Here is a 19,650-nt window from a genome sequence, read left to right as displayed (position 1 = left end):
TCTCTGGACCTTCGGGCATGGCAGAGCAGCCCGGCGGACGGGACAAAGAACACAGAGGGGGAAAGAGGCGCCCCTTCGCAAAGGGGCGCGGGGCGTACGGACTCAGATGAGCCGCTTACGACCCCAGAAGAAGATGAACGCCACGACACCGGCGGTCAGGGCGAACAGAATCGACGCCCCGAACCACTGCATGGCGTTCATCTGCGACATCGGGAGGTACTGCACCGACCAGCCCACGACATCGGCCTTGTCCAGGCACACCTGCCGTGCCGCGTCGGTCTGCGACCCCGAACAGGTGCCCCAGCCCACCAGATCCCCGCTGCCGGTGACATACGACTGGTCGATTTCGAAGGCGCCTTGGGGGAGCGACGGGTACACGTTCTCGCCCATGACGCCCTTGTTCGTCGTGACCGTGACGACGTTGCCGAGCGACAGCAGGAAGTAGCCCCAGACGAGCTGGAGGACGACGGTGAAACCGAAGGTGACCACCATGGCCGTCAGCGTGCGCCGCAGCACCACACCGATCGCCACCCCGCCGAAGACGGAGAAGAGGGTGAGGGCGACAGGCACCGGGCCCGTCGTGTCGAACGCGGCGCCCGAGGTCCAGTCCATGACCGCGGTCTCGGACTTGACGGGGTTCCACCACCAGCCGAACACCGCCGACAACACGCCCGTGCTCACCACGACCACCAGTCCGGCCAGCGCCAGCTTCGTGGCGAGCCAGCGGGTCCGGCTCATGGACTGGGCGGCGACCAGCTTGGCCGTGCCGTTCTCCAGGTCGCCCGCGATGAGCGGGGCGCCGAGGAAGACACCGAGCAGGATGGGTATCGCCTGGAGACCCATGGCGACGAAGGAGAGCGCGTCGATGTACTGCTGGAGCAAGCCGCCCGCCTCGTCGAGGCTCTTGCCGGGATAGCCGTAGCCGTCGAGGTAGTCGACCAGCTGGCCGCGCTGGTAGACGATCCAGGCCACGGAGAGCGCGGTGGCGGCGAGGGTCGTCCAGAACGCGGCCCGGTGCTGGCGCCAGACCAGCCAGGTCATACCGCTGAGTCGGGGGCGCCGGTCGGCCTGTGTGGTGGTCGCGTTCAAGGTCCCGTTCTTGCCGTCGCTCGTGGAGCCGGTCGAGGTGCTGGTCGAGCCGCGGGTGAAAGTGCTCATGCCGCCACCGCCCCGGTGCCGAACCCCTGGCCGTGGACCTGGGCGGTGGGGGTGATCAGCGGTGGTGCGTCGGGTGAGCGGAGATAGGCGAGCAGGAGTTCTTCCATGTTCGGGGCGTTCATGTTCCAGGGGCCGGTGACCGGGCCCTCGGGGCGGATGAGCGCGGTGAACTGCCGTCCGCTGGTCCGGGACTCGACGAGGGTGTGGTCCCCGAGGGCGGCGGGCATGCCCTCGCCCTCCTTGACCCCGGTGACCAGGGTGTGCACGGACATCAGCTCGTCCACGTCACCGGCGAGCCGCACTCCGCCGCCGGAGACGACGACGAGGTAGTCGCACACGTTCTCCAGTTCGGCGAGGACGTGCGTGGACATCAGGACGGTGGTGCCGCGCTCGGCGGCCTCGGCGAGCAGGGTGCCCATGATCTCGTGGCGCACGACGGGGTCGAGGTCCGACATCGGCTCGTCGAGCAGCAGCAGGTCGGGGCGCTTGCCGAAGGCGAGGGCGATGGCGACGCGGGTGCGCTGGCCTCCGGAGAGGGCGCTGATCTTCGCGTCGAAGGGCACGTTGCCCGCGCGGATGATGTCCTCGGCGACGCGCTGGTCCCAGCCGGGGTTCAGCTCCCGGCCCAGACGCAGGGTCTCCGCCACGGTGAAGCGGCGGAACAAGGGCTTCTCCTGGGCAAGGAACGCTGTGCGCCGACCGGACTCCACCGAGCCCGGAGCCTCACCGAACAGGCTGATCGAGCCGTTCGTCGGCTGCAGGACATGGGCCGCGATGCTCAGCAGCGTGGTCTTGCCCGCCCCGTTGGGTCCCACCAGGCCGCAGATCCGTCCCGCAGGAAGCCGGAAGGAGCAGTCCCGTAAGGCCCAGCCCCGCCGGTAGCGCATCCCCAGCCCGTACGCCTCGATCGCCGGTTCCCCCGCGTACATACCTTCACTCACCTGTGCTCCTAGTTGTCGTGGCCCCCGTTGCCGCCACGTTCCCGGCGGCGTACTGCTTCTGCATCGCCGACGCGACCAGCGCGGCCACGTCCTCCTGCTCCAGACCGGCCCCGGCCGCCTTCGACATCCACGCCACCAGCTCTGCGTACAGCGGCGAGTCGGTGCCCGTCTCGGGGCGGCCCAGCGTGCGGCGTACGAAGGTGCCCTGGCCCGGTCGCGGTTCGACCAGTCCCTCGCGCTCCAGCTCGCGGTACGCCTTGAGGGTGGTGTTCGGGTTGACCGCGCTGGTCTCGGCGACCTCCTTGGCGGTCGGCAGCCGGTCCCCCGGCACGAGTACGCCAAGCCGCAGGGCCTGCTTGGTCTGCTGCACGATCTGCTGGAAGGCGGGGACCCCGCTCCGCCTGTCGATGCGGTACTCCACGATCACCACCACCATTCCACTACTCGATTAGTGGAATGATGATGGAGGGGTGCGAGGGCGGTTGTCAATGACGACCGGGGCGCGAGAAGCGGGTGGGAGGTGCGCTGACCGTCTTTTTTTGGGACATCGGCGGACAGGGAACAAGGCATGTCCAGCGAGAGACGCCTGATGGTGGCCGGTCTGACGATGGCCCTCATGGCCGGGCTCGGCGCATGCGGAAGCGGAAGCGGGCAATACGGCAACCCATGGGAGGACCCCACCGCCGACGGGGGCGGAGGCGGCCACCGTCACCGGACTCCGCGACGCCGTCCGCCACGTCTCCAGGAAGACCACCAAGGTCACGCGCCCGCACACGGTCAGGAAGTGCACGTCCGTCACGGGCTCCCGGAAGTGCGAGAACGTCCGCGGCGGCACCGAGATGTACACCCGGGTGATCCGCCAGGAGCGCTGGCGCGTGAGCGACCCGTGGAGGGCGTCCCGAGAGTGCCTGCACCAGGAGGCCGGATCCGGATGACGACGGTTGTCGTGCGCATACGACACCTGTCGTGCTCAGGCTCAAGCCCGCCCCCAAGTGGCGTGGCGCACTTTTGCAAGCGGCTGCTTGCAATAGTTAGCAAGGGTGCGGCACAGTAGAGGCATGGCATCGCTCAACGTCGGCAATCTCGGTGAGTACCTGCGCGAGCAGCGGCGAAACGCCCAGCTCTCGCTCAGGCAGCTCGCCGACGCCGCCGGGGTGTCCAATCCGTATCTGAGCCAGATCGAGCGCGGGCTGCGCAAGCCGAGCGCGGAGGTGCTGCAGCAGGTCGCCAAGGCGCTGCGGATCTCCGCCGAGACGCTGTACGTCCGTGCCGGCATCCTCGACGCCGAGCGTGACCGGGACGAGGTGGAGACGCGTGCCGTCATCATCGCCGACCCCACGCTCAACGAGCGGCAGAAGCAGGTGCTGCTCCAGATCTACGAGTCCTTCCGCAAGGAGAACGGGTTCGGGATCGACCCCGAGGAGACCGAGGCCCCGGACACCACGGAGGCCGCCGTGCCGGGCGAGGAGGCCCAGGGCAGCGCCACCGAGCGGCGTACTCGCAAGAGCAGGAAGACCGCCGCCCCCAGCACCCGCACGACCGACGGCAGCGACGCCGACCCGCAGCAGACGGCCAGTTGAGACACAAGGACGAGACGCGAGGACGAGAGGCAACGTCGAGACACAACGTCGAGACCCGGCATCGAGACCTGACGTCGAGACCCAAGGCCTGCTGACCGCGGAACCAGCTCAACCCAAAACCCTCAAACGCAAGCGACCCGGGAGGACCATCACCATGGCCATCACCGACGACATCCGCAAGGCCGTCACCGACCCGACCCCGCTCTACTTCCTCGCCGGCGCCGGTGACCTCGCCTTCCAGGAAGCCAAGAAGGTCCCCGCCATCGTCGAGCAGCTGCGCGCCGAGGCCCCGGCCCGGATCGAGGCCGTGCGCAGCACCGACCCGAAGGCGGTCCAGGAGAAGGCCCAGGCCCGTGCCAAGGAGGCCGGTGCCAAGGCCAAGGAGGCCCAGGAGACCATCCAGGCCAAGGTCAACGAGTTCATCGCGACCCTCGACGGCGACATCAAGAAGCTCGGCTCCACCATCGACGCCGACCTCAAGAAGCTCGGTGAGAACGCCCAGGACCTCGCCCTGCGCAGCGTCGGCTTCGCCGCCGAGTACGCCGTCAAGGCTCGCGAGACCTACGAGAAGGTCGCCGAGCACGGCGAGCAGGCCGTGAAGACCTGGCGTGGCGAGGCCGCCGAGGAGATCGAGGAGCTCGCCGTGGCCGTGGAGCCCAAGGCCGAGCCCGTCGAGGTCAAGGAGGAGCCGAAGCCGGCCGAGCCCGCCGCGGCCGCCCCGGCTGCCGCTCCGGCGAAGAAGACCGCCGCCAAGAAGGCTCCGGCGAAGAAGACCACCGCCAAGAAGACGACGCCGCCCGCCAAGTAAGCGGCGCGAGCGGTACTTCGAGTACTTCGAGTACTTCGCAGGGCTTGGCAGTGCTTGGCAGTACTTCTGTGACGGGCTGGGCACCCCTGGGGTGTCCGGCCCGTTCTACGGGTACGGTGACCGCGTAACGACGAGCCGAGTCAGGTGGTGGACGTTGTGCTGATGCAGGGGTTCGCGGGGTTGATGTGGATCATCTACCTCGCGATGCTGGGATTCGCGGTGGTGGCCTTCGTGATGGCCGCCCTCTTCCGCGAGGACGCATACCGCGCAGCCGACAAGCAGAACAAGGGCTTCTGGCTGATCATCCTCGGCGTCGCGGTCGCCGTGAATCTCCTGGTCCCGATGCTCTTCCTGCAGATCGCGGGCCTGGTCGCGTCGATCGTGTTCCTCGTCGACGTCCGCCCGGCCCTGCGCCAGGTGTCCGGCGGCGGAGGCAGGGGCGGCAGGGGCGGCTCCAGCAGCGACGGCCCCTACGGCCCGTACAACGGAGGCCGCTGACCGTCGTACGAGCGGCCACGCCCGACCACGTCCGGCCCCGCCCGACCGCGTCCGCTACGGCAGCCGGTCCAGCGCGTCCGACCATGTCCGGCCACGCCCGCCTACGTCCGTCTACGGCAGCCGGTCCAGCAGCAGCACAGCCACGTCGTCCGTCAGCTCGCCGCCGTTCAGCTCCCGTACCTCACTGACGGCCGCCCGCAGCAGCGCCTCGCCGCTCAGCCCCTCGGCGAGCTGACGGCGGATCATCTCCACCATGCCGTCCTGACCGAGCCGCTCCCCGCCCGAGCCGATCCGTCCCTCGATCAGCCCGTCGGTGTAGAGCATCAGGCTCCACTCCCGTCCGAGGTCGACCTGCATACGGGGCCACCGCGCACCGGGCAGCAGCCCGAGAGCCGGCCCGTTGTTGTCGTACGGCAGGAGCCGGGCCGGCCGTCCGGGCCGGGCCACGAGCGGGGCCGGGTGCCCGGCGAGGCACAGCCCCGCGCGACGCCCGTCCGGCGCGATGTCGACCGTGCAGAGCGTCGCGAAGATCTCCTCGTCGGACCGCTCGTGCTCGAGGACCTGCTGCAACGTGCCCAGCAGCTCGTCCCCGCACAGCCCCGCGAGGGTCAGCGCCCGCCAGGCGATCCGCAGCTCCACGCCGAGCGCCGCCTCGTCGGGCCCGTGCCCGCAGACGTCGCCGATCATGGCGTGCACGGTGCCGTCCGGGGTCCGTACGACGTCGTAGAAGTCACCGCCGAGCAGCGCACGCGAGCGCCCGGGCCGGTATCGCGCGGCGAACCGCAGCGGGGATCCCTCCAGCAGCGGTGTGGGCAGCAGCCCGCGCTCAAGCCGCCGGTTCTCCTGAGCCTGCACCCGCTTCTCGGCGAGCCGCCGCTCAGCGGTGTCGGAACGTTTCCTCTCGACGGCGTACCGGATCGCCCGGCTCAGCAGCCGCCCGTCCAGTTCGTCCCGGAAGAGATAGTCCTGCGCGCCCACGCGCACCGCCTCCGTCCCGCGCTCGGCGTCGCCGGAGGCGGTGAGGGCGAGTACGGCGTGCCGGGGCGCGAGTTCGAGGACGTGCTTGAGCACGGCCAGCTCGTCGTCGGCGGCTCCGCGTACGGGGACGGGCAGGGCGAGGTCCAGCAGGATGCAGTGGACGTCGTCGGTGAGCAGCCGCTCGGCCTCGGTGAGGTTGCGGGCGGTGCGGACGCGGACGGGGTTGCCGGCCGAGTCGAGGAGCTCGGGCAGGACCGTGGAGCCGCCGGGATCGTCCTCGATCACCAGCAGCGTCAGATGGGTGCCGTTGTTCTTCTCGGCCGTGACGTCCTTGCGCGGGGCCTCTTCCCTTGATGAAGGGCCGCCGACTGCGGTAGCGGCCTGCGCCTGACCACCTTCCACGGCCGGGATCGCTCTCTGCCGCGGTACGGGTACGGGCATCGTCTTGGGTTCCTTCCCTCCCCCCGAGGGCATGGCGGGTACGAGGGACCTCGACCCACCGACGGGGACCATAGCGGTACTCGGCGCCGCAGCGGAATGGTGTACGGCACCCCTCTCGGCAGGCGGCCGCTGTCATATGCCGCGTTCCCTACCGCAGTTGGACACCCCGCCCGAGGTGCGGGAATGACGAACGTCACGTCCGCGGCGGGTTTATCCGACGCCCGGGGTGCCCTGCGTCACGTGACCCCGGTCTCAACCACCCGCGACCGTCTCAATCACCCGCGGCCGTCTCAACCGCCCATGGCCGTCTCAGGCGTCCGGTCGCACGACCGCCAGGATCTTCATCGAACCGGCCCCCGCGATCGTCACCGTCCGCCCCGGCCGCGGCGCGTGCACGATCGCGCCGTCGCCTATGTACATCGCGACATGGCTGGCATCGGAGTTGTAGATGATGAGGTCGCCGGGCCGCATGTCCTTTACGTCCACCCGCTGCAGCTGCTTCCACTGCTGCTGCGAGGTACGCGGAATGGCCTGCCCGGCACTGGCCCAGGCCTGCGAGGTGAGCCCCGAGCAGTCGAACGACCCCGGCCCCTCCGCGCCCCACTCGTACGGCAGGCCGATCTGTGCGGTGGCGTACTCGACGGCCTTCTTGCCCTGCGCGGACGCCTTGCCGTTGATCTCGTCGAGAATTCCCGAGTCCAGCCAGGCGGTCTGCGCCTTGTAGGTGGCCTCCTGCTCCAGCCGGGCGAGCCGCTCCTTCTCCTCCTTCTCCAGCTTGGACTCGAGCTCTTCGGCGGCGGCGATCTGCTTCTTGATCTTCTTCTTGGCGGTGGCCTTGGTCTTGCGATTGGCCTCCAGCTTGTCCCACTGCGCGGAGGCGTCCCTGGCGTACTGCTCCAAGTCCTGCTGGGTGCGGGTCATTTCCTCGATGAGCCCCTTGGTGGCGCGCTGTCCCTGCAGCACCCGGCCCGTCCCGTCGAGGAACTCCTGCGGGTCGTCGCTGAGCATCAGCTGTGCCTCGTCGGGCAGTCCACCGGTGCGGTACTGGGCGGCGGCCGCCGCACCCGCCCGCCTCTTCAACTGGGCGAGCCGCTCCTGTCCCTTGACGATCTTCTTCGCCAACGCCACGATCGCGGCCGACTGCTGGTCGGCGGCTTCCTCGGCGGCGTTGTACTCGTCGGTGGCGACGGCGGCGGCGTGATAGAGGTCGTCCAGCCGCTTGCGTACGTCCTCAAGGTCCTTGTCGGTCCCGGCGGTGGCAGTTGCGGATGCGGATGCGGTGGCGGATGCCGAGGGTGACGGGGTGGGCTTCGGTGCCGCGAACGCCGTACCGGGCGCCGCCAGCACGGTGACCGCGCAGACGACGGTCACGGCAGCTGTCAGCAGCCCGCGCTTGCCCGCACCCATACCTCTGCCCCCAAAGCTGATTTACCGTCAGTAACTTACGGACGTCTGGGGGATCGTGCCATGTCGTGACAGAAAACGACAGAGGCAGTACATCCCTCCCCTTGATCGGTCCGCCTCATGACGATCTCCCCACCTTTGTGACGAACGACTCTTGGAGATCGTTCCCTGCAGGTCAGGGGTACGGGCAGGTCAGGGGTACGGGCAAGTCAGGGACGCGGGCAAGGTACGGGTGCGGACAGGTAAGAGGTCGGGCAGGTCAGAGGCTCAGGCAAGTTCAGCCGCGCGGCGCCAACGCCCCCCACGCCACGGTCACTTCCCCCTGCCGCCACCGCCCCGGCCCGTCCACGACCGGCCAGTCGCCCCGCAGGTCCCGCACCGCACGGATCCAGCGCTGGCGGGCGCCGTACGAGGCGTAGGGAGCGGCGGCGGCCCAGGCGCGGTCGAAGTCCCGCAGAAAGGTGTGCACTGGCTCACCGGGAACGTTCCGGTGGATCAGCGCCTTGGGCAGCCGCTCAGCAAGATCCGACGGCCGCTCCAACGACCCCAGCCGGGTGGCGAAGGTGACGGTCCGTGGCCCCTCCGCCCCCAGCGCGACCCACACATGCCGGCGCCCGATCTCGTCGCAGGTCCCCTCGACCAGCAGCCCGCCCGGCGCGAGCCGCGCACACAGCCGCGCCCAGACCTCGGCGACCTCGCCCTCGTCGTACTGGCGCAGCACATTCGCGGCCCGGATCAGCGCCGGCCGCTGCGGCACCGGGATCTCGAAGCCGCCGTGCCGGAACTCCAGCCCCTCCCGCTCGTACGGCTTCGCAGCCGCCACGCGCGCGGGCTCGATCTCCACACCGACGACACGCGCGCGTGGAGCGACGGTCCGCAGCCGCGCGAGCAGCTCGACGGCGGTCCAGGGCGCGGCCCCGTACCCGAGATCGACGGCGACGGGCTCCCCGGCCCGCCGCAGCTCCGCGCCGTGCGTCGCCGCGATCCACCGGTCCATCCGCCGCAGCCGGTTGGGATTGGTGGTCCCGCGCGTGACCGTGCCCACGGGGCGGGAGGTGGCGCGGGATGTCATACCTATGAGGGTATGCGGCGGCAGCCCGAGGCTGGGCGGTCCGGGGCCGGGGGGTGATCTCGGGCCGGGCTTCTGACGTCGGTCCGGGCTTCCGGCCCTGGGCCGGGTGTCCGGTTCCGGGCCTGTGTTCCGGCCTGGCCCTGGGGGTGGTTCGCCCTCGGGTCGGTCCTCCGCCCCCCCAGCTGGTCCTCGCCCTCGGACCGGGCCTCTGACTCCGGGCTGATCCTCCGCCCCTGGGCTGATCCTCCGACCCCGGACCGGGCCTCCACCCCTGGGCCGGGCTTCTGGTCTCGGGTCGGGTATTCAGCTCCGGGCCTGTGTCCCAGCCTGGCTCCGGGCGGTCGACTCCGGACGCATCCCGGCCCCGAACAGTTGAGCGACACCCGGTAATGCTCTGGCAAAAATCACCCCGCCCGGAATGGGAACCCGCCCCACCGATGTTGCACCCCCTTGGAGGGCGCCCCACACCCTCCGTCAGGCATGCCCGCAGCAAGGAGGACCGCCACGTGAGCCAGTACGTCAGCAGGCTCGGGCGACGCTCCCCGGCCACGCCCCCGCGGCTCAGGCTCCACCGCCGGCCCCGCCGGATCGCGATGCTCTCCGTGCACACGTCCCCCCTCCACCAGCCCGGCACCGGCGACGCGGGCGGCATGAACGTATACATCGTCGAGCTGGCGCAGCGCCTCGCCGCCATCGGTATCGAGGTGGAGATCTTCACCCGAGCCACGACCGCCGCCCTGGAACCCGCCGTCCAGCTGGCCCCCGGCGTACTGGTCCGCCACGTCGACGCCGGCCCCTACGAGGGCCTCGCCAAGGAGGACCTCCCCGCCCAGCTCTGCGCCTTCACCCACGGTGTCATGCAGGCATGGGCCGGCCACCGCCCCGGCTACTACGACCTCGTCCACTCCCACTACTGGCTCTCCGGCCACGTCGGCTGGCTCGCGGCCCAGCGCTGGGGCGTCCCCCTGGTCCACGCCATGCACACCATGGCCAAGGTCAAGAACGCCAACCTCGCCGACGGCGACACCCCGGAACCCGCCGCCCGGGTCATCGGCGAGACGCAGATCGTCGACGCCGCCGACCGCCTCATCGCCAACACCGCCGAGGAGGCCGACGAACTCGTACGCCACTACCACGCCGACCCCGCCAAGGTCGCCGTCGTCCACCCCGGCGTCAACCTCGACCGCTTCTCCCCGGCAGACGGCCGCGCAGCCGCCCGCGCCCGCCTCGGCCTCCCTCAGGACGCCCTGATCCCCGTCTTCGCGGGCCGCATCCAGCCCCTGAAGGCCCCGGACGTCCTCCTCCGGGCCGTCGCCGTCCTTCTCGACGAGCGCCCGGAACTCCGCTCCCGTCTCGTCGTCCCCATCGTCGGCGGCCCCAGCGGCAGCGGTCTCGCCAAGCCCGAGGGCCTGCAGAAGCTGGCGGCGAGGCTCGGCATCACCGACGTCGTACGCTTCCGCCCGCCCGTGGGCCAGGACCAGCTCGCGGACTGGTTCAGGGCGGCGTCCGTACTCGTCATGCCCTCCTACAGCGAGTCCTTCGGCCTGGTGGCGATAGAGGCCCAGGCGGCCGGCACCCCCGTCCTCGCGGCAGCGGTCGGCGGTCTCCCGGTGGCCGTCCGCGACCAGCAGACGGGCTTCCTCGTACGGGGCCACAACCCCGCCGACTACGCGCGCGTGCTCCGCGACCTCGCCGACGACCCGGACCTCGCCCCCCGCATGGGCGAGGCCGCCGCCCGCCACGCCCAGAACTTCGGCTGGGACACCGCGGCGGCGGCGACGGCCGACGTCTACACGGCCGCGCTGCAGGCGCACCGCCGTCGCGTACGCTCCCACCATGGGTGAAGCACCGGCCGATGCGCAGAGGACCGCACAGGTCATCGAGTCCGTCCTGACGGACAACGACCTGGAGTGGGAGAGCCCCGCCCCCGGCAACTACGTCGTCCAGCTCCCCGGCACCCGCAAACTCAAGACGACCGTCTCCCTCCTCGTCGGCCGCCACTCCCTCTCCCTCAACGCCTTCGTCATCCGCCACCCCGACGAGAACGAACAAGGCGTCCACCGCTGGCTCCTGGAGCGCAACCTCAAGCTGTACGGCGTGAGTTACGCCGTCGACCAGCTCGGCGACGTCTACGTCACCGCGAAGCTCCCCCTCGCCGCCGTCACCCCCGACGAGATCGACCGCCTCCTCGGCCAGACCCTGGAAGCGGCGGACGGCAGCTTCAACACCCTCCTCGAACTCGGCTTCGCGAGCGCCATCCGCAAGGAGTACGAGTGGCGCGTCTCCCGCGGCGAATCGACCCGCAACCTGGACGCGTTCGCGCATCTGACGCAGCGCGAGCGGTGACGACGAGCCTCAGCGCAGCACGTCGTACCCCACGAACTCGAACATCTGCTCCCCAGGCAGCAGGGGCCGCGGCTCACCGCCGAACCGATGCGCCCCCACCCCGAACCCCAGCTCCGGGTCGGACACCCACACCCGCTCGAACCCCCGCTCCTCCAGCCACGCACACACCTGCGGCACCAGATCCGGCTCGATGTGCCGGCTCCGCGTCCACACCACCGTCCCGCCCGTACGGCACAGCCGCGTGCAGTGATCCAGCAGCCGCTCGACATCGGCGTCGGTGACATTCCCGAGGATCCCGCAGATCAGCACAAGATCAGCCGGTACGAGACCGACGTACCGGTCGCTCCACGAGGCGTCCCCGGCGACGACCTCGACCCCGGGCAGCCCGGCCACCGCCGCCCTGGCCGCCGCCACGTTCCGCTCGTCCAGCTCCACCAGCCGCGCCCGTACGTCGTCCCGCCGCGGATGACCGACGAGTACGTCGATCAGGTCCCGACCCTGACCCGCGCAGAGGCTGACGGCGGTGAGCGGGCCGGGCGGGGCCTCGTCGAGGGCGAGCCGCACCCGCTCCTGCACGAGCGCGAGGCGCCGGCCGAGCCAGGAGCCGGGGGAGTCGTACGTGTCGTGCCACGCGTGCCAGTCCATGCCGGCGACGGTAGATCGCGAACCGCCCCGCCCTCACCCGCTTTACGGGGACTTCCGCTTTACGGGTACTTCGCGAACCGCCCCGCCCATACCCGCTCTTACGGGTACTTCGCGAACCGTCCCGGAGTGACCCCCACCAACTTCCGGAAGTGCCGCGTGAGATGGGACTGGTCGAAGAACCCGGCCGCCACCGCGACCTCTCCCGGCCGGCGCCCGTCGAGCAGCAGTCGCCGGGCCCGGTCGACGCGGCGGGAGTTCAGGTACTGGTGCGGCGCGATGCCGTACGCGGTGCTGAACGCCCGTACCAGATGCGCCGGATGGGCATGCAGGAGCGCGGCGGCCTCCTCCAGCGAGACGCCCTCCACCACCCGCTCGTCGAGCAACTCCCGCAGCCGACGGGCGAGCGCGGGATCGGTGCGCGGGACCTCGGTGACAAGGTGCGGCCGCAGCAGGCCGGTGAGCCGCTCCCCGATGAACGTCAGTCTGCTCGCCGCCTCCAACTCGTCGCCGGCATGGCCGAGGGCCTGGTGCAGCTGCCCGACGCGCTGCCGCAGCAACGGGTCCCGCAGATCGGGGGTGTCGACGGCGGACCCGACGAGCTCCTCGCCCAGCAGAGAGGTGTCGAGGTAGATGACCCGCTTGCGGAAACCGTCCGGCGTGGCGGGGGAGCCGTTGTGCGGGACGTGCGGCGGCAGCAGGGAGACCGTGTCGTGCGGGGTGCCGTGCTCATGCCGGTCGAGGTCGTACCGTACGGCGCCGTCGTCCACGATGAGCAGCGTCCACGCCTCATGGACGTGCATCGGATACTCGTACCCGGTGAAATGCGCGTGGAAGACCTCCACGACGCCCGGAACGGCGGGGCGCCAGGCCGAGACGCTCTGCCGGGCCGCTGGTTTGGCCGCCATGCAAAGAACGTACAAGACGGTGTCGTACGCCGCCCGGCAGTCTCGTGGCATGAGCGACGCACCCATCCGTTTCGACACGAAGATCGCCGTCCTGCTGCGCGAGGACCTGGAGACCTGGCAGCGCCTGAACGTCACCGCGTTCCTGGTCAGCGGCCTCGGCACCGCGGCTCCCGAGGTGATCGGGGAGCCGTACGAGGACGCCGACGGTGTGCCCTATCTGCCGATGCTGCGCCAGCCGGTGCTGGTGTTCGAGGGCACGAAGGAGACGCTGAAGGCGGCGCACGCGCGCGTGCTGTCCCGTGCGCTCCCGCGCGCGGTGTTCACGAGCGACCTGTTCTCGACGGGCAACGACCGCGACAACCGGGCGGCGGTACGGGCTGTGGGGACCGCGGAGCTGGACCTCGTGGGGATCGCCGTGCACGGCCCGCGCAACGCCGTGGACAAGGTGCTGAAGGGGGCGCGGATGCATCCGTGACGGAATCTGCACAGGGCATGCGCAACCGTGGGGCGGGCGGGGGCTGTTGATGCGGAAGTGTCCCGTTCGCGGACACCGGGGCGACCCTGGCCGGCGGCTGTCGGTTTCCTGTGGTGTACCGGTGTGTGCCGGTGTGTAGAGAACCCGGCCCCAATTCGTGTGCGTTCCCCCATGGTTCGCTCGCAGCCCCGCTCAACTGCCCTGCCACGAGCGGTGCCGCACTGGATGCCGGGCACGCTCCGTGGTTTGATCCTGCGCACCGAGCCCCGTCAGCTGCTCTCAGCTGTCCCCGCGGGGCGGTCCCCCCTGTGCTGTGCACCCCATGCGAAGGGCAGTTTCCCCATGAACTCCGCTCCCCAGGTCCAGACCCTCGAGATCTCCGACGCCGACCTCGATGCCGTCTCCGGTGGTGTGTCGCCGCAGGTCACCGTCACCGCCGGTGACACCACGCTCAGCAGCGCCGACGTGCTGGCCCAGCTCGACTCGGTCAAGGCCACGGCCCTGGGCACCCTGGACGGCACGCTCGCCGCGCTGCCCAGCCAGGTCGGCGTGACGGTCGGCTTCTGAGCCTGGGCTCTGGGCCCTGTTGTAGGGCCCTGGGCTTCTGAGCTCCGCCCGGCGCTCACTGCTCACTGCTCACCGCTCATTGCTCACGTGACAGGCCCTCTGCCCGCAGTTCCGTGCGGGCAGAGGGCCTGTCGCCGTTCGGCCGTCAGGCCGCGCTGACCTCGGGCTTGGTACCGACGGTGGTGGTACTGGTGGTGGCCGGCTCGGCGGACGCCGGTTCCTCCTCCGGGAGCCGCCGCATCAGCACCGCGTACCCGACGCCGGCGACCGTGCCGACGACCGCGCACATCCCCCACAGCCACTCCGCGCCGTAGTGGTCGATGACCAGGCCGGACATCAGCGGGGCGACGAGGGAGGCGACGGCCCAGGACAGGGTGTACATGCCCTGGTAGCGGCCACGGCCGTGGGTCGGGGAGAGCCGGACGACGAGACTGGTCTGGGTGGGCGCGTTGACGATCTCGGCGAGGGTCCAGACGCAGACGGTGAGGGCGAAGACGCCGATGGAACCGGCGAAGGCGGTCAGTCCGAAGCCGTATCCGGCGAGCACGGACGAGATGACGAGCAGCCGGCGCGGATCGCGGTGCTGGATGAACCGGGTGACGGGGATCTGCAGCGCGACGATCAGCACACCGTTGACGGCGATGGCCATGCCGTAGTCGGCGGCCGTGAACCCGGCCTCGCCCATGGCGACCGGCAGTCCGACGGCCCCCTGCTGGAAGACGACGGCGACGAGGAAGGACAGTCCTACGACGCCCATGAACCGCCCGTCGCGCAACACGGTCCCGAGCCCGACCTCCGGGGCCGCCTTCTCGCTGGGTGTGCGCTCGGGCCGCGACTCGGGCAGCTTCAGGAAGATGACCACCGCGCAGACGGCCGTCATGGCGGCCTCGATGAGGAACCCGGCGAGATAGCTGAACTCGGCGATGAACCCGGCGCCCATGGAGGAGATGGCGAACCCGAGGTTGATGGCCCAGTAGTTGAGCGAGAAGGCCCGCACCCGGTCCTCGGGCCGCACGATGTCGGCCATCATCGCCTGCACGGCGGGCCGCGAGGCGTTGCTGGTCATGCCGACGAGGAAGGCGACGGCGGCGATCGCGACGGGATGGTGCATGAACCCGAGCAGCGCGACGGAGCCGGCGGTGGACGCCTGGGCGACGAGAAGAGTGGGCCGCCGCCCGAGCCGGTCCGTCATCACTCCCGCCCCGACGGAGGAGACGACCCCGCCGAGCCCGTGGAGCGAGGCGACGAGCCCGGCGTACGCGGCGGAGTATCCGCGGTCCAGGGTCAGATAGAGCGCCATGAAGGTGGCGACGAAGGCGCCGAGCCGGTTGACGAGCGTGCTGGTCCACAGCCACCAGAACTCGCGGGGGAGCCCGGAGACGGACTCCCGGACGGCGCGTCTCAACGTGGCTGGTGACATGGTGGATCCCCCGGAAGATGTAAGCGTCGCTGAAGGCAGGCACAACTTACAAACCCGACATCGCCGAGGGCCACTCAATTAACAGATCTGGTCAACCGTCCGCCTGCCGAGCGGAGGCGCGAGCGATCAGGAGGGTGGATTACGCTCATACGCATGGCCGACGCACCGTACAAGCTGATCCTCCTCCGCCACGGCGAGAGCGAGTGGAACGCGAAGAACCTGTTCACCGGCTGGGTGGACGTCAATCTGAACGAGAAGGGCGAGAAGGAGGCGGTCCGCGGTGGCGAACTCCTGAAGGACGCCGACCTCCTCCCCGACGTGGTCCACACGTCCCTCCAGAAGCGCGCGATCCGCACGGCCCAGCTGGCCCTCGAATCCGCGGACCGTCACTGGATCCCGGTCCACCGCAGCTGGCGCCTCAACGAGCGCCACTACGGCGCCCTCCAGGGCAAGGACAAGGCCCAGACCCTCGCCGAGTTCGGCGAGGAGCAGTTCATGCTGTGGCGCCGCTCGTACGACACCCCGCCGCCCCCGCTCGAGGACGGCACGGAGTTCTCCCAGTCGGCCGACCCGCGCTACGCGTCGATCCCGCCGGAGCTCCGCCCCCGCACGGAGTGCCTCAAGGACGTCGTCATCCGCATGCTCCCGTACTGGTACGACGGCATCGTCCCCGACCTCCTCGCAGGCCGCACGGTCCTCGTCGCCGCCCACGGCAACTCCCTGCGCGCCCTGGTCAAGCACCTCGACGGCATCTCCGACGCCGACATCGCGGGCCTGAACATCCCCACGGGCATCCCCCTGTCCTACGAACTGGACACCAACTTCAAGCCGCTGAACCCGGGCGGCACCTACCTGGACCCCGAGGCGGCCGCGGCGGCCATCGAGGCGGTCAAGAACCAGGGCAAGAAGAAGTAACGCGACGCCGAAAAGCCCCCTGCCTGCGATTTCTCCGCCGGGAGGGGGCTTTTCGCTGCCCTTTTCGCTGCCTCCGGGCCGTCTCCGGGCCGTCAGGGCGATGGGGCCGTGCGCTCTCCGGGCTCCGGCTCCTGTCTCCACTCCGCTCTGGCGCCGGCGCTCTGGAGCACAGCGACAGCGGACTGGGCCCTGTACGCAGACAGACCCCCAAGGAGGGTCACGGGGGCTTGGCGCGCCAGGACCCGGCTGTGCCACAAGCTCTGCCCGGTCACCTTTCGCACCGCCAGGATCACATCCATCTCGCGGGGCCCACAGTCGACGAGCACCACCTCGTGGGACGGGTCGTCGCAGAGCAGCGTGTAGTACGCGGTGGACTCTTCGTCCGACATCTCGCCCTCCTGCCTCAGCGAACGGGAGCGTATGCGCCCTCGAAAACGGCAGCCACGGCTTTTCGGGTGCGCTCCTGGCTGGACGGCATGAGGTGTGCGTACACGCGGAGGGTCAGACCCGGGTCCGAGTGGCCGAGGTACTCGGCGAGGGCCTTGATGTTCTCCCCGGCGTCGAGGAGCACCGAGGCGTAGAAGTGCCGAAGCGCGTGCATGCCGTTCTCGCGAGACTCGGCGTACGACCCGCCTGGCTGCCGTTCGGGGATGACACCGGCCGCAGAGAGCGCCCGCTTCCACACCTCGGTGATCTCGACCGGCGGGAACCGCTTCATGTGCGCCCGGAGTGCATCCGCGACCGGCCCGGGAAGCGGTACGTCCCGGAGCTTGCCATCCTTCGGCGGTGCAGGCAGAGCCGAGCAGACGCGGCCCATGGCGTCCAGGTCGTTCGTACAGTGGCGCGCTCCACCTGGACGCCATGAACCACGTCCGCTCCACGGTGTGTGGGTCGACGGCGGACGGGATGGGAGCTGGGGTGAGTGGTGGGTGAGGCTATCGGTAACGTGCAGCTCTCGGAGCGGACGACGACAGGGATGACATGGGCGAGAACGAACCGCATCAAGACTTCCAGATCGGCGACATCCTGCGTGTGAGTTGCCCGCAGACGCCGGCCCGAGTGGCCCACGTGTCTCGTTCCTACGCCTCGGTCGAGTGGCCATGGGCCCAGATCGATCCGGAATCTCAGTTCAGGTGGAACGGCCAGCGAGCCTTCGCGGTGTCGCCCGACTCCCCCGACTGGACCATGAGCCTGTTCAAGACCACCCCCGAGCCGTGGAATCTGCATGTCGGTGACAGCTGCCTCGTGGGCATACCTGAGACGCTGGTGCGGATCATCGATATCGGCCGCTACGACCCTCCACAGGACGTGGGCTGGCTTCCACGCCCCCACACGATGCTGGGCGTCGTGCCCGCCGACTATCCCGACGAGGCCCTGTCCGAGGACGACGGAGACACGATCGACCTCGACTCGGCGGCCCCGTTGACCATCGAGCTGGTATCCCGGGCCTGACCCACACTGCCCTTCATGTCAAGGGCGCCTGGGTCGTCTGACACCAGCGGCTGACACCGACAAGGGCGTACGGCCCGATCAACGTCGAACCTCAGCGGCAGCCGGACCAGGTCTCAGCAGACGTTTCATCACGGTCGAGAGTGCACCTCGATCGACCTGATGAGGATGATGAGGATGAGGTTCGATCGCAAACTCTGTGCCCCAGTGCGGGCGTAATCCCTCGGCCGGAGAACGGCGCCCACTGACTCAACTCGACCCTCGGTTACAGTCTGGAGGCCCGAGAGTCGGGAACAGGGAACGGGAGACCACTGCCGTGTCGATAAGCGAGAACTTGGCCAAGCTCTTCAAGAGGACAGCCAAGACTCCTGACGGTGCCCCGTTCGCGGTACAGCGCCCGTGCCAATGCGCGCCGGCATGGCCCGGCTTGGAGACGACGGCGAACGGGCACATGCTTCCGGCTCAGCCCTCCAGCCACTACAGCGTTCTCACGAACCCCGAGGTCGGTCCATTCGCCGCGCGCTGCACCGGTTGTCACGCTTCCTACCCCCACCCTTGGGTGATCCCGCAGGACGCGCCGATGCCCTTCGACTGGGCTCGTGAGGATCCGCCAACCGGGTGAGCGCCACGCAAGACTCGGCGTGCGCAGGCGCCGCCCTGGCCAGTCCTGCCCGTTCCGTCAGCAAGGCCAGCCTGTCTGTGCGGTGTGAGAGCCTCCGGGCACGAGCTACGACTTGGCTGTGTGGGAAGGCGAGCGCCCGACGGACGACAAGGCGGCCGGACGAGCGTTCACGGACCTCTATGACCGCTACGTCGACACGGATGAGGAGCATTCACCGACCGAGCGCATAGCGGCATACGTCGCTGCGCTGCTGGCACGGTGGTGTGACCTGACCGAGGACGTGGAGGACACCTCCCCGTGGTCGACGGGACCGTTGATCGGAGAAGCGCGCGGCCCGCTCATCTACTTCCCGACGCGGTGGAGCATGGCTGAGGAGGCATCCACCTATGCGGCGGCGCTCGCACACTCCATGGGGCTGATCTGCTTCGATCCTCAAGAGAACCGGCTCAGGCCCTGAAGCTGAGGGGCGCGCTTCCGTCTCAGTTCCCGTCTCATGGCGGTGTCCTGGGCCGAGCTCCTTTGCGCACCAACACGCTTTCCAACTGTGTCTGACTACGGCCGGCACCTTGAAGCGGCCAAGGAGCGTCTCCGTGCTGATCTGTACGGGGAGCCGGCGAGTCGACGGCACCAGGCCCGGACGCGACCGACGCACCACAATCGGACCAGACACAGCGAAGAACAGCCGGGAGCAGTGGTGAAGGCGGCCAAGGGCGCTGAGACCTGGGAGTCAGGTGAACGCCCAGTTCAGCCGTTCGCCGCTTCCTCAGCTGAGAGAGCAGCAGCACTGCGCTCACGACCACAAAATCGCCCAGGGGAGGGGAGATGTCGTCTCTAGCGATCACCTGGAAGCTGTGCAGCCACGGGTGGGCCGACATCAAGGTGTCGGACGATCGCGGTGAGGCAGAGGCCGTCGCTTCCTACATCACCGATGCGCCCGAGGAGTTCCTCTACGCCGTTGCCCGCCTCGTCCTCGGTGACGAGGAAACGCGCGCCGAGTTCAACGGGGAGCCAGAGGTGTACCGGTGGTTCTTCCGCAGAGACCGATCAGCGGTCGATGCACGTCTAGTTCTGGCCGACGACGCCCAAGCCCCGGAAAGCTCAGGGATAGTTCTCTGGTCAGGCCGCCACACCGTCACGACGCTGGCACGGTCCACCGTCCGGGCCTTCGACCGGATCGACTACGAGCAGGGCGAGGAAGACTACGAAGCCCAATGGGGCCGGCCGTTTCCCCGAATCGAACTCGAAGCTCTGCGAACCGCGATGCGGTCGCACCAGAGGGCTCAAGAGGCCAACGACACAGCCATCGAGGCCGGTTGAGGAGTGGCGCACATGGGGTCACGTCCGCCGAAGTGGTGTATTGACGGCCACTCGGTGATCTCGGTTTTGAGGCTATGCGGTGAGTTCGGTGGGCAGGGCGGGTTCGTCG

General features: G+C 69.6%; 21 protein-coding genes and 1 pseudogene. 11 read left to right on the top strand and 11 right to left on the bottom strand.

Features of this window, described 5'->3' with window-relative positions; genetic code table 11:
- Window positions 1-102: 102 nt before the first annotated feature.
- Genes PH203_RS44095 through PH203_RS44085 form a run of 3 tightly spaced genes read right to left on the bottom strand, consistent with a single transcriptional unit; the run spans window position 103 to window position 2,535 of the window.
- On the bottom strand, window positions 103-1,158 hold the full coding sequence (locus PH203_RS44095) for an ABC transporter permease subunit (RefSeq protein ID WP_289927987.1): 1,056 nt from the start codon (window positions 1,156-1,158) through the stop codon (window positions 103-105).
- Window positions 1,155-2,087 carry an ABC transporter ATP-binding protein gene (locus tag PH203_RS44090; RefSeq protein WP_289928130.1) on the bottom strand — a complete coding sequence of 311 codons (933 nt, stop codon included), beginning with the start codon at window positions 2,085-2,087 and terminating at the stop codon, window positions 1,155-1,157. The genes PH203_RS44095 and PH203_RS44090 overlap by 4 nt, the downstream gene beginning before the upstream one ends.
- A gap of 4 nt (window positions 2,088-2,091) precedes the next feature.
- The gene (locus PH203_RS44085; protein WP_289927985.1) at window positions 2,092-2,535 is read right to left on the bottom strand and encodes a GntR family transcriptional regulator; all 444 of its coding nucleotides are present in this window, start codon (window positions 2,533-2,535) and stop codon (window positions 2,092-2,094) included.
- A 622-nt stretch (window positions 2,536-3,157) separates the two neighbouring features.
- Here PH203_RS44085 and PH203_RS44080 point away from each other — a divergent pair.
- The 3 genes from PH203_RS44080 (at window position 3,158) to PH203_RS44070 (ending at window position 4,985) form a co-directional block, all read left to right on the top strand.
- Window positions 3,158-3,679 (top strand): helix-turn-helix domain-containing protein, encoded by a 522-nt coding sequence (locus PH203_RS44080; RefSeq protein WP_289927983.1) that lies wholly within the window; start codon window positions 3,158-3,160, stop codon window positions 3,677-3,679.
- 154 nt (window positions 3,680-3,833) lie between these two features.
- Complete coding sequence (locus PH203_RS44075) at window positions 3,834-4,487, top strand: hypothetical protein (protein ID WP_289927980.1); 654 nt, start codon at window positions 3,834-3,836, stop codon at window positions 4,485-4,487.
- A gap of 156 nt (window positions 4,488-4,643) precedes the next feature.
- Entirely contained in the window at window positions 4,644-4,985 is a 342-nt protein-coding gene (locus tag PH203_RS44070; protein WP_289928129.1) for a DUF2516 family protein, read from the top strand.
- Between the two features lie 111 nt (window positions 4,986-5,096).
- On the opposite strand, the gene PH203_RS44065 is transcribed toward PH203_RS44070, so the two are convergent.
- From PH203_RS44065 to PH203_RS44055, 3 genes are all read right to left on the bottom strand, one after another.
- On the bottom strand, window positions 5,097-6,404 hold the full coding sequence (locus PH203_RS44065; RefSeq protein ID WP_289927978.1) for a response regulator: 1,308 nt from the start codon (window positions 6,402-6,404) through the stop codon (window positions 5,097-5,099).
- Window positions 6,405-6,713: 309 nt separating this feature from the next.
- Complete coding sequence (locus PH203_RS44060) at window positions 6,714-7,811, bottom strand: C40 family peptidase (RefSeq protein ID WP_289927977.1); 1,098 nt, start codon at window positions 7,809-7,811, stop codon at window positions 6,714-6,716.
- Between the two features lie 274 nt (window positions 7,812-8,085).
- Window positions 8,086-8,880 carry a class I SAM-dependent methyltransferase gene (locus PH203_RS44055; protein ID WP_289927976.1) on the bottom strand — a complete coding sequence of 265 codons (795 nt, stop codon included), beginning with the start codon at window positions 8,878-8,880 and terminating at the stop codon, window positions 8,086-8,088.
- Between the two features lie 506 nt (window positions 8,881-9,386).
- On the opposite strand from PH203_RS44055, the gene mshA reads away from it, so the two are divergent.
- Together mshA and PH203_RS44045 are read left to right on the top strand one after the other, a co-directional pair.
- The gene (gene mshA / locus PH203_RS44050) at window positions 9,387-10,724 is read left to right on the top strand and encodes a D-inositol-3-phosphate glycosyltransferase (RefSeq protein ID WP_289927974.1); all 1,338 of its coding nucleotides are present in this window, start codon (window positions 9,387-9,389) and stop codon (window positions 10,722-10,724) included.
- Window positions 10,717-11,226 carry a YbjN domain-containing protein gene (locus tag PH203_RS44045; protein WP_289927973.1) on the top strand — a complete coding sequence of 170 codons (510 nt, stop codon included), beginning with the start codon at window positions 10,717-10,719 and terminating at the stop codon, window positions 11,224-11,226. The genes mshA and PH203_RS44045 overlap by 8 nt, the downstream gene beginning before the upstream one ends.
- A gap of 9 nt (window positions 11,227-11,235) precedes the next feature.
- On the opposite strand, the gene PH203_RS44040 is transcribed toward PH203_RS44045, so the two are convergent.
- Both PH203_RS44040 and PH203_RS44035 read right to left on the bottom strand, forming a co-directional pair.
- Window positions 11,236-11,871, bottom strand: coding sequence for an SAM-dependent methyltransferase (locus PH203_RS44040; protein WP_289927972.1), 636 nt, complete (start codon window positions 11,869-11,871; stop codon window positions 11,236-11,238).
- A 98-nt stretch (window positions 11,872-11,969) separates the two neighbouring features.
- Window positions 11,970-12,776, bottom strand: a complete 807-nt coding sequence (locus tag PH203_RS44035; protein WP_289927970.1) for an AraC family transcriptional regulator — start codon at window positions 12,774-12,776, stop codon at window positions 11,970-11,972.
- A gap of 49 nt (window positions 12,777-12,825) precedes the next feature.
- Between PH203_RS44035 and PH203_RS44030 the strand changes: the two genes are divergently transcribed.
- Window positions 12,826-13,251 carry a DUF2000 domain-containing protein gene (locus PH203_RS44030; RefSeq protein WP_289927968.1) on the top strand — a complete coding sequence of 142 codons (426 nt, stop codon included), beginning with the start codon at window positions 12,826-12,828 and terminating at the stop codon, window positions 13,249-13,251.
- A 342-nt stretch (window positions 13,252-13,593) separates the two neighbouring features.
- Window positions 13,594-13,818 (top strand): hypothetical protein, encoded by a 225-nt coding sequence (locus PH203_RS44025; protein WP_289927967.1) that lies wholly within the window; start codon window positions 13,594-13,596, stop codon window positions 13,816-13,818.
- A gap of 145 nt (window positions 13,819-13,963) precedes the next feature.
- On the opposite strand, the gene PH203_RS44020 is transcribed toward PH203_RS44025, so the two are convergent.
- Entirely contained in the window at window positions 13,964-15,238 is a 1,275-nt protein-coding gene (locus tag PH203_RS44020) for an MFS transporter (protein ID WP_289927965.1), read from the bottom strand.
- Between the two features lie 153 nt (window positions 15,239-15,391).
- Here PH203_RS44020 and PH203_RS44015 point away from each other — a divergent pair, with 153 nt between their 5' ends.
- Window positions 15,392-16,153 carry a phosphoglyceromutase gene (locus PH203_RS44015; protein WP_289927963.1) on the top strand — a complete coding sequence of 254 codons (762 nt, stop codon included), beginning with the start codon at window positions 15,392-15,394 and terminating at the stop codon, window positions 16,151-16,153.
- A 92-nt stretch (window positions 16,154-16,245) separates the two neighbouring features.
- Here the strand turns inward: PH203_RS44015 and PH203_RS44010 are convergent, their stop codons facing one another.
- Both PH203_RS44010 and PH203_RS44005 read right to left on the bottom strand, forming a co-directional pair.
- Entirely contained in the window at window positions 16,246-16,542 is a 297-nt protein-coding gene (locus PH203_RS44010; protein ID WP_289927961.1) for a ribosomal protein L7/L12, read from the bottom strand.
- Between the two features lie 14 nt (window positions 16,543-16,556).
- Window positions 16,557-16,952, bottom strand: a pseudogene (locus tag PH203_RS44005) (tyrosine-type recombinase/integrase); the annotation flags it as partial.
- A gap of 182 nt (window positions 16,953-17,134) precedes the next feature.
- On the opposite strand from PH203_RS44005, the gene PH203_RS44000 reads away from it, so the two are divergent.
- From PH203_RS44000 to PH203_RS43990, 3 genes are all read left to right on the top strand, one after another.
- Entirely contained in the window at window positions 17,135-17,605 is a 471-nt protein-coding gene (locus PH203_RS44000; RefSeq protein WP_289927960.1) for a hypothetical protein, read from the top strand.
- 737 nt (window positions 17,606-18,342) lie between these two features.
- Window positions 18,343-18,681 (top strand): hypothetical protein, encoded by a 339-nt coding sequence (locus tag PH203_RS43995; protein WP_289927959.1) that lies wholly within the window; start codon window positions 18,343-18,345, stop codon window positions 18,679-18,681.
- 365 nt (window positions 18,682-19,046) lie between these two features.
- Window positions 19,047-19,541, top strand: a complete 495-nt coding sequence (locus tag PH203_RS43990) for a hypothetical protein (RefSeq protein ID WP_289927958.1) — start codon at window positions 19,047-19,049, stop codon at window positions 19,539-19,541.
- The last annotated feature ends 109 nt before the right edge of the window (window positions 19,542-19,650 follow it).

Source organism: Streptomyces sp. S.PB5, assembly GCF_030403745.1.
Taxonomy (GTDB): domain Bacteria; phylum Actinomycetota; class Actinomycetes; order Streptomycetales; family Streptomycetaceae; genus Streptomyces.
The sequence above is the reverse complement of the archived record's forward strand: the minus strand, read 5'-3'. Positions and strand labels throughout refer to the sequence as shown.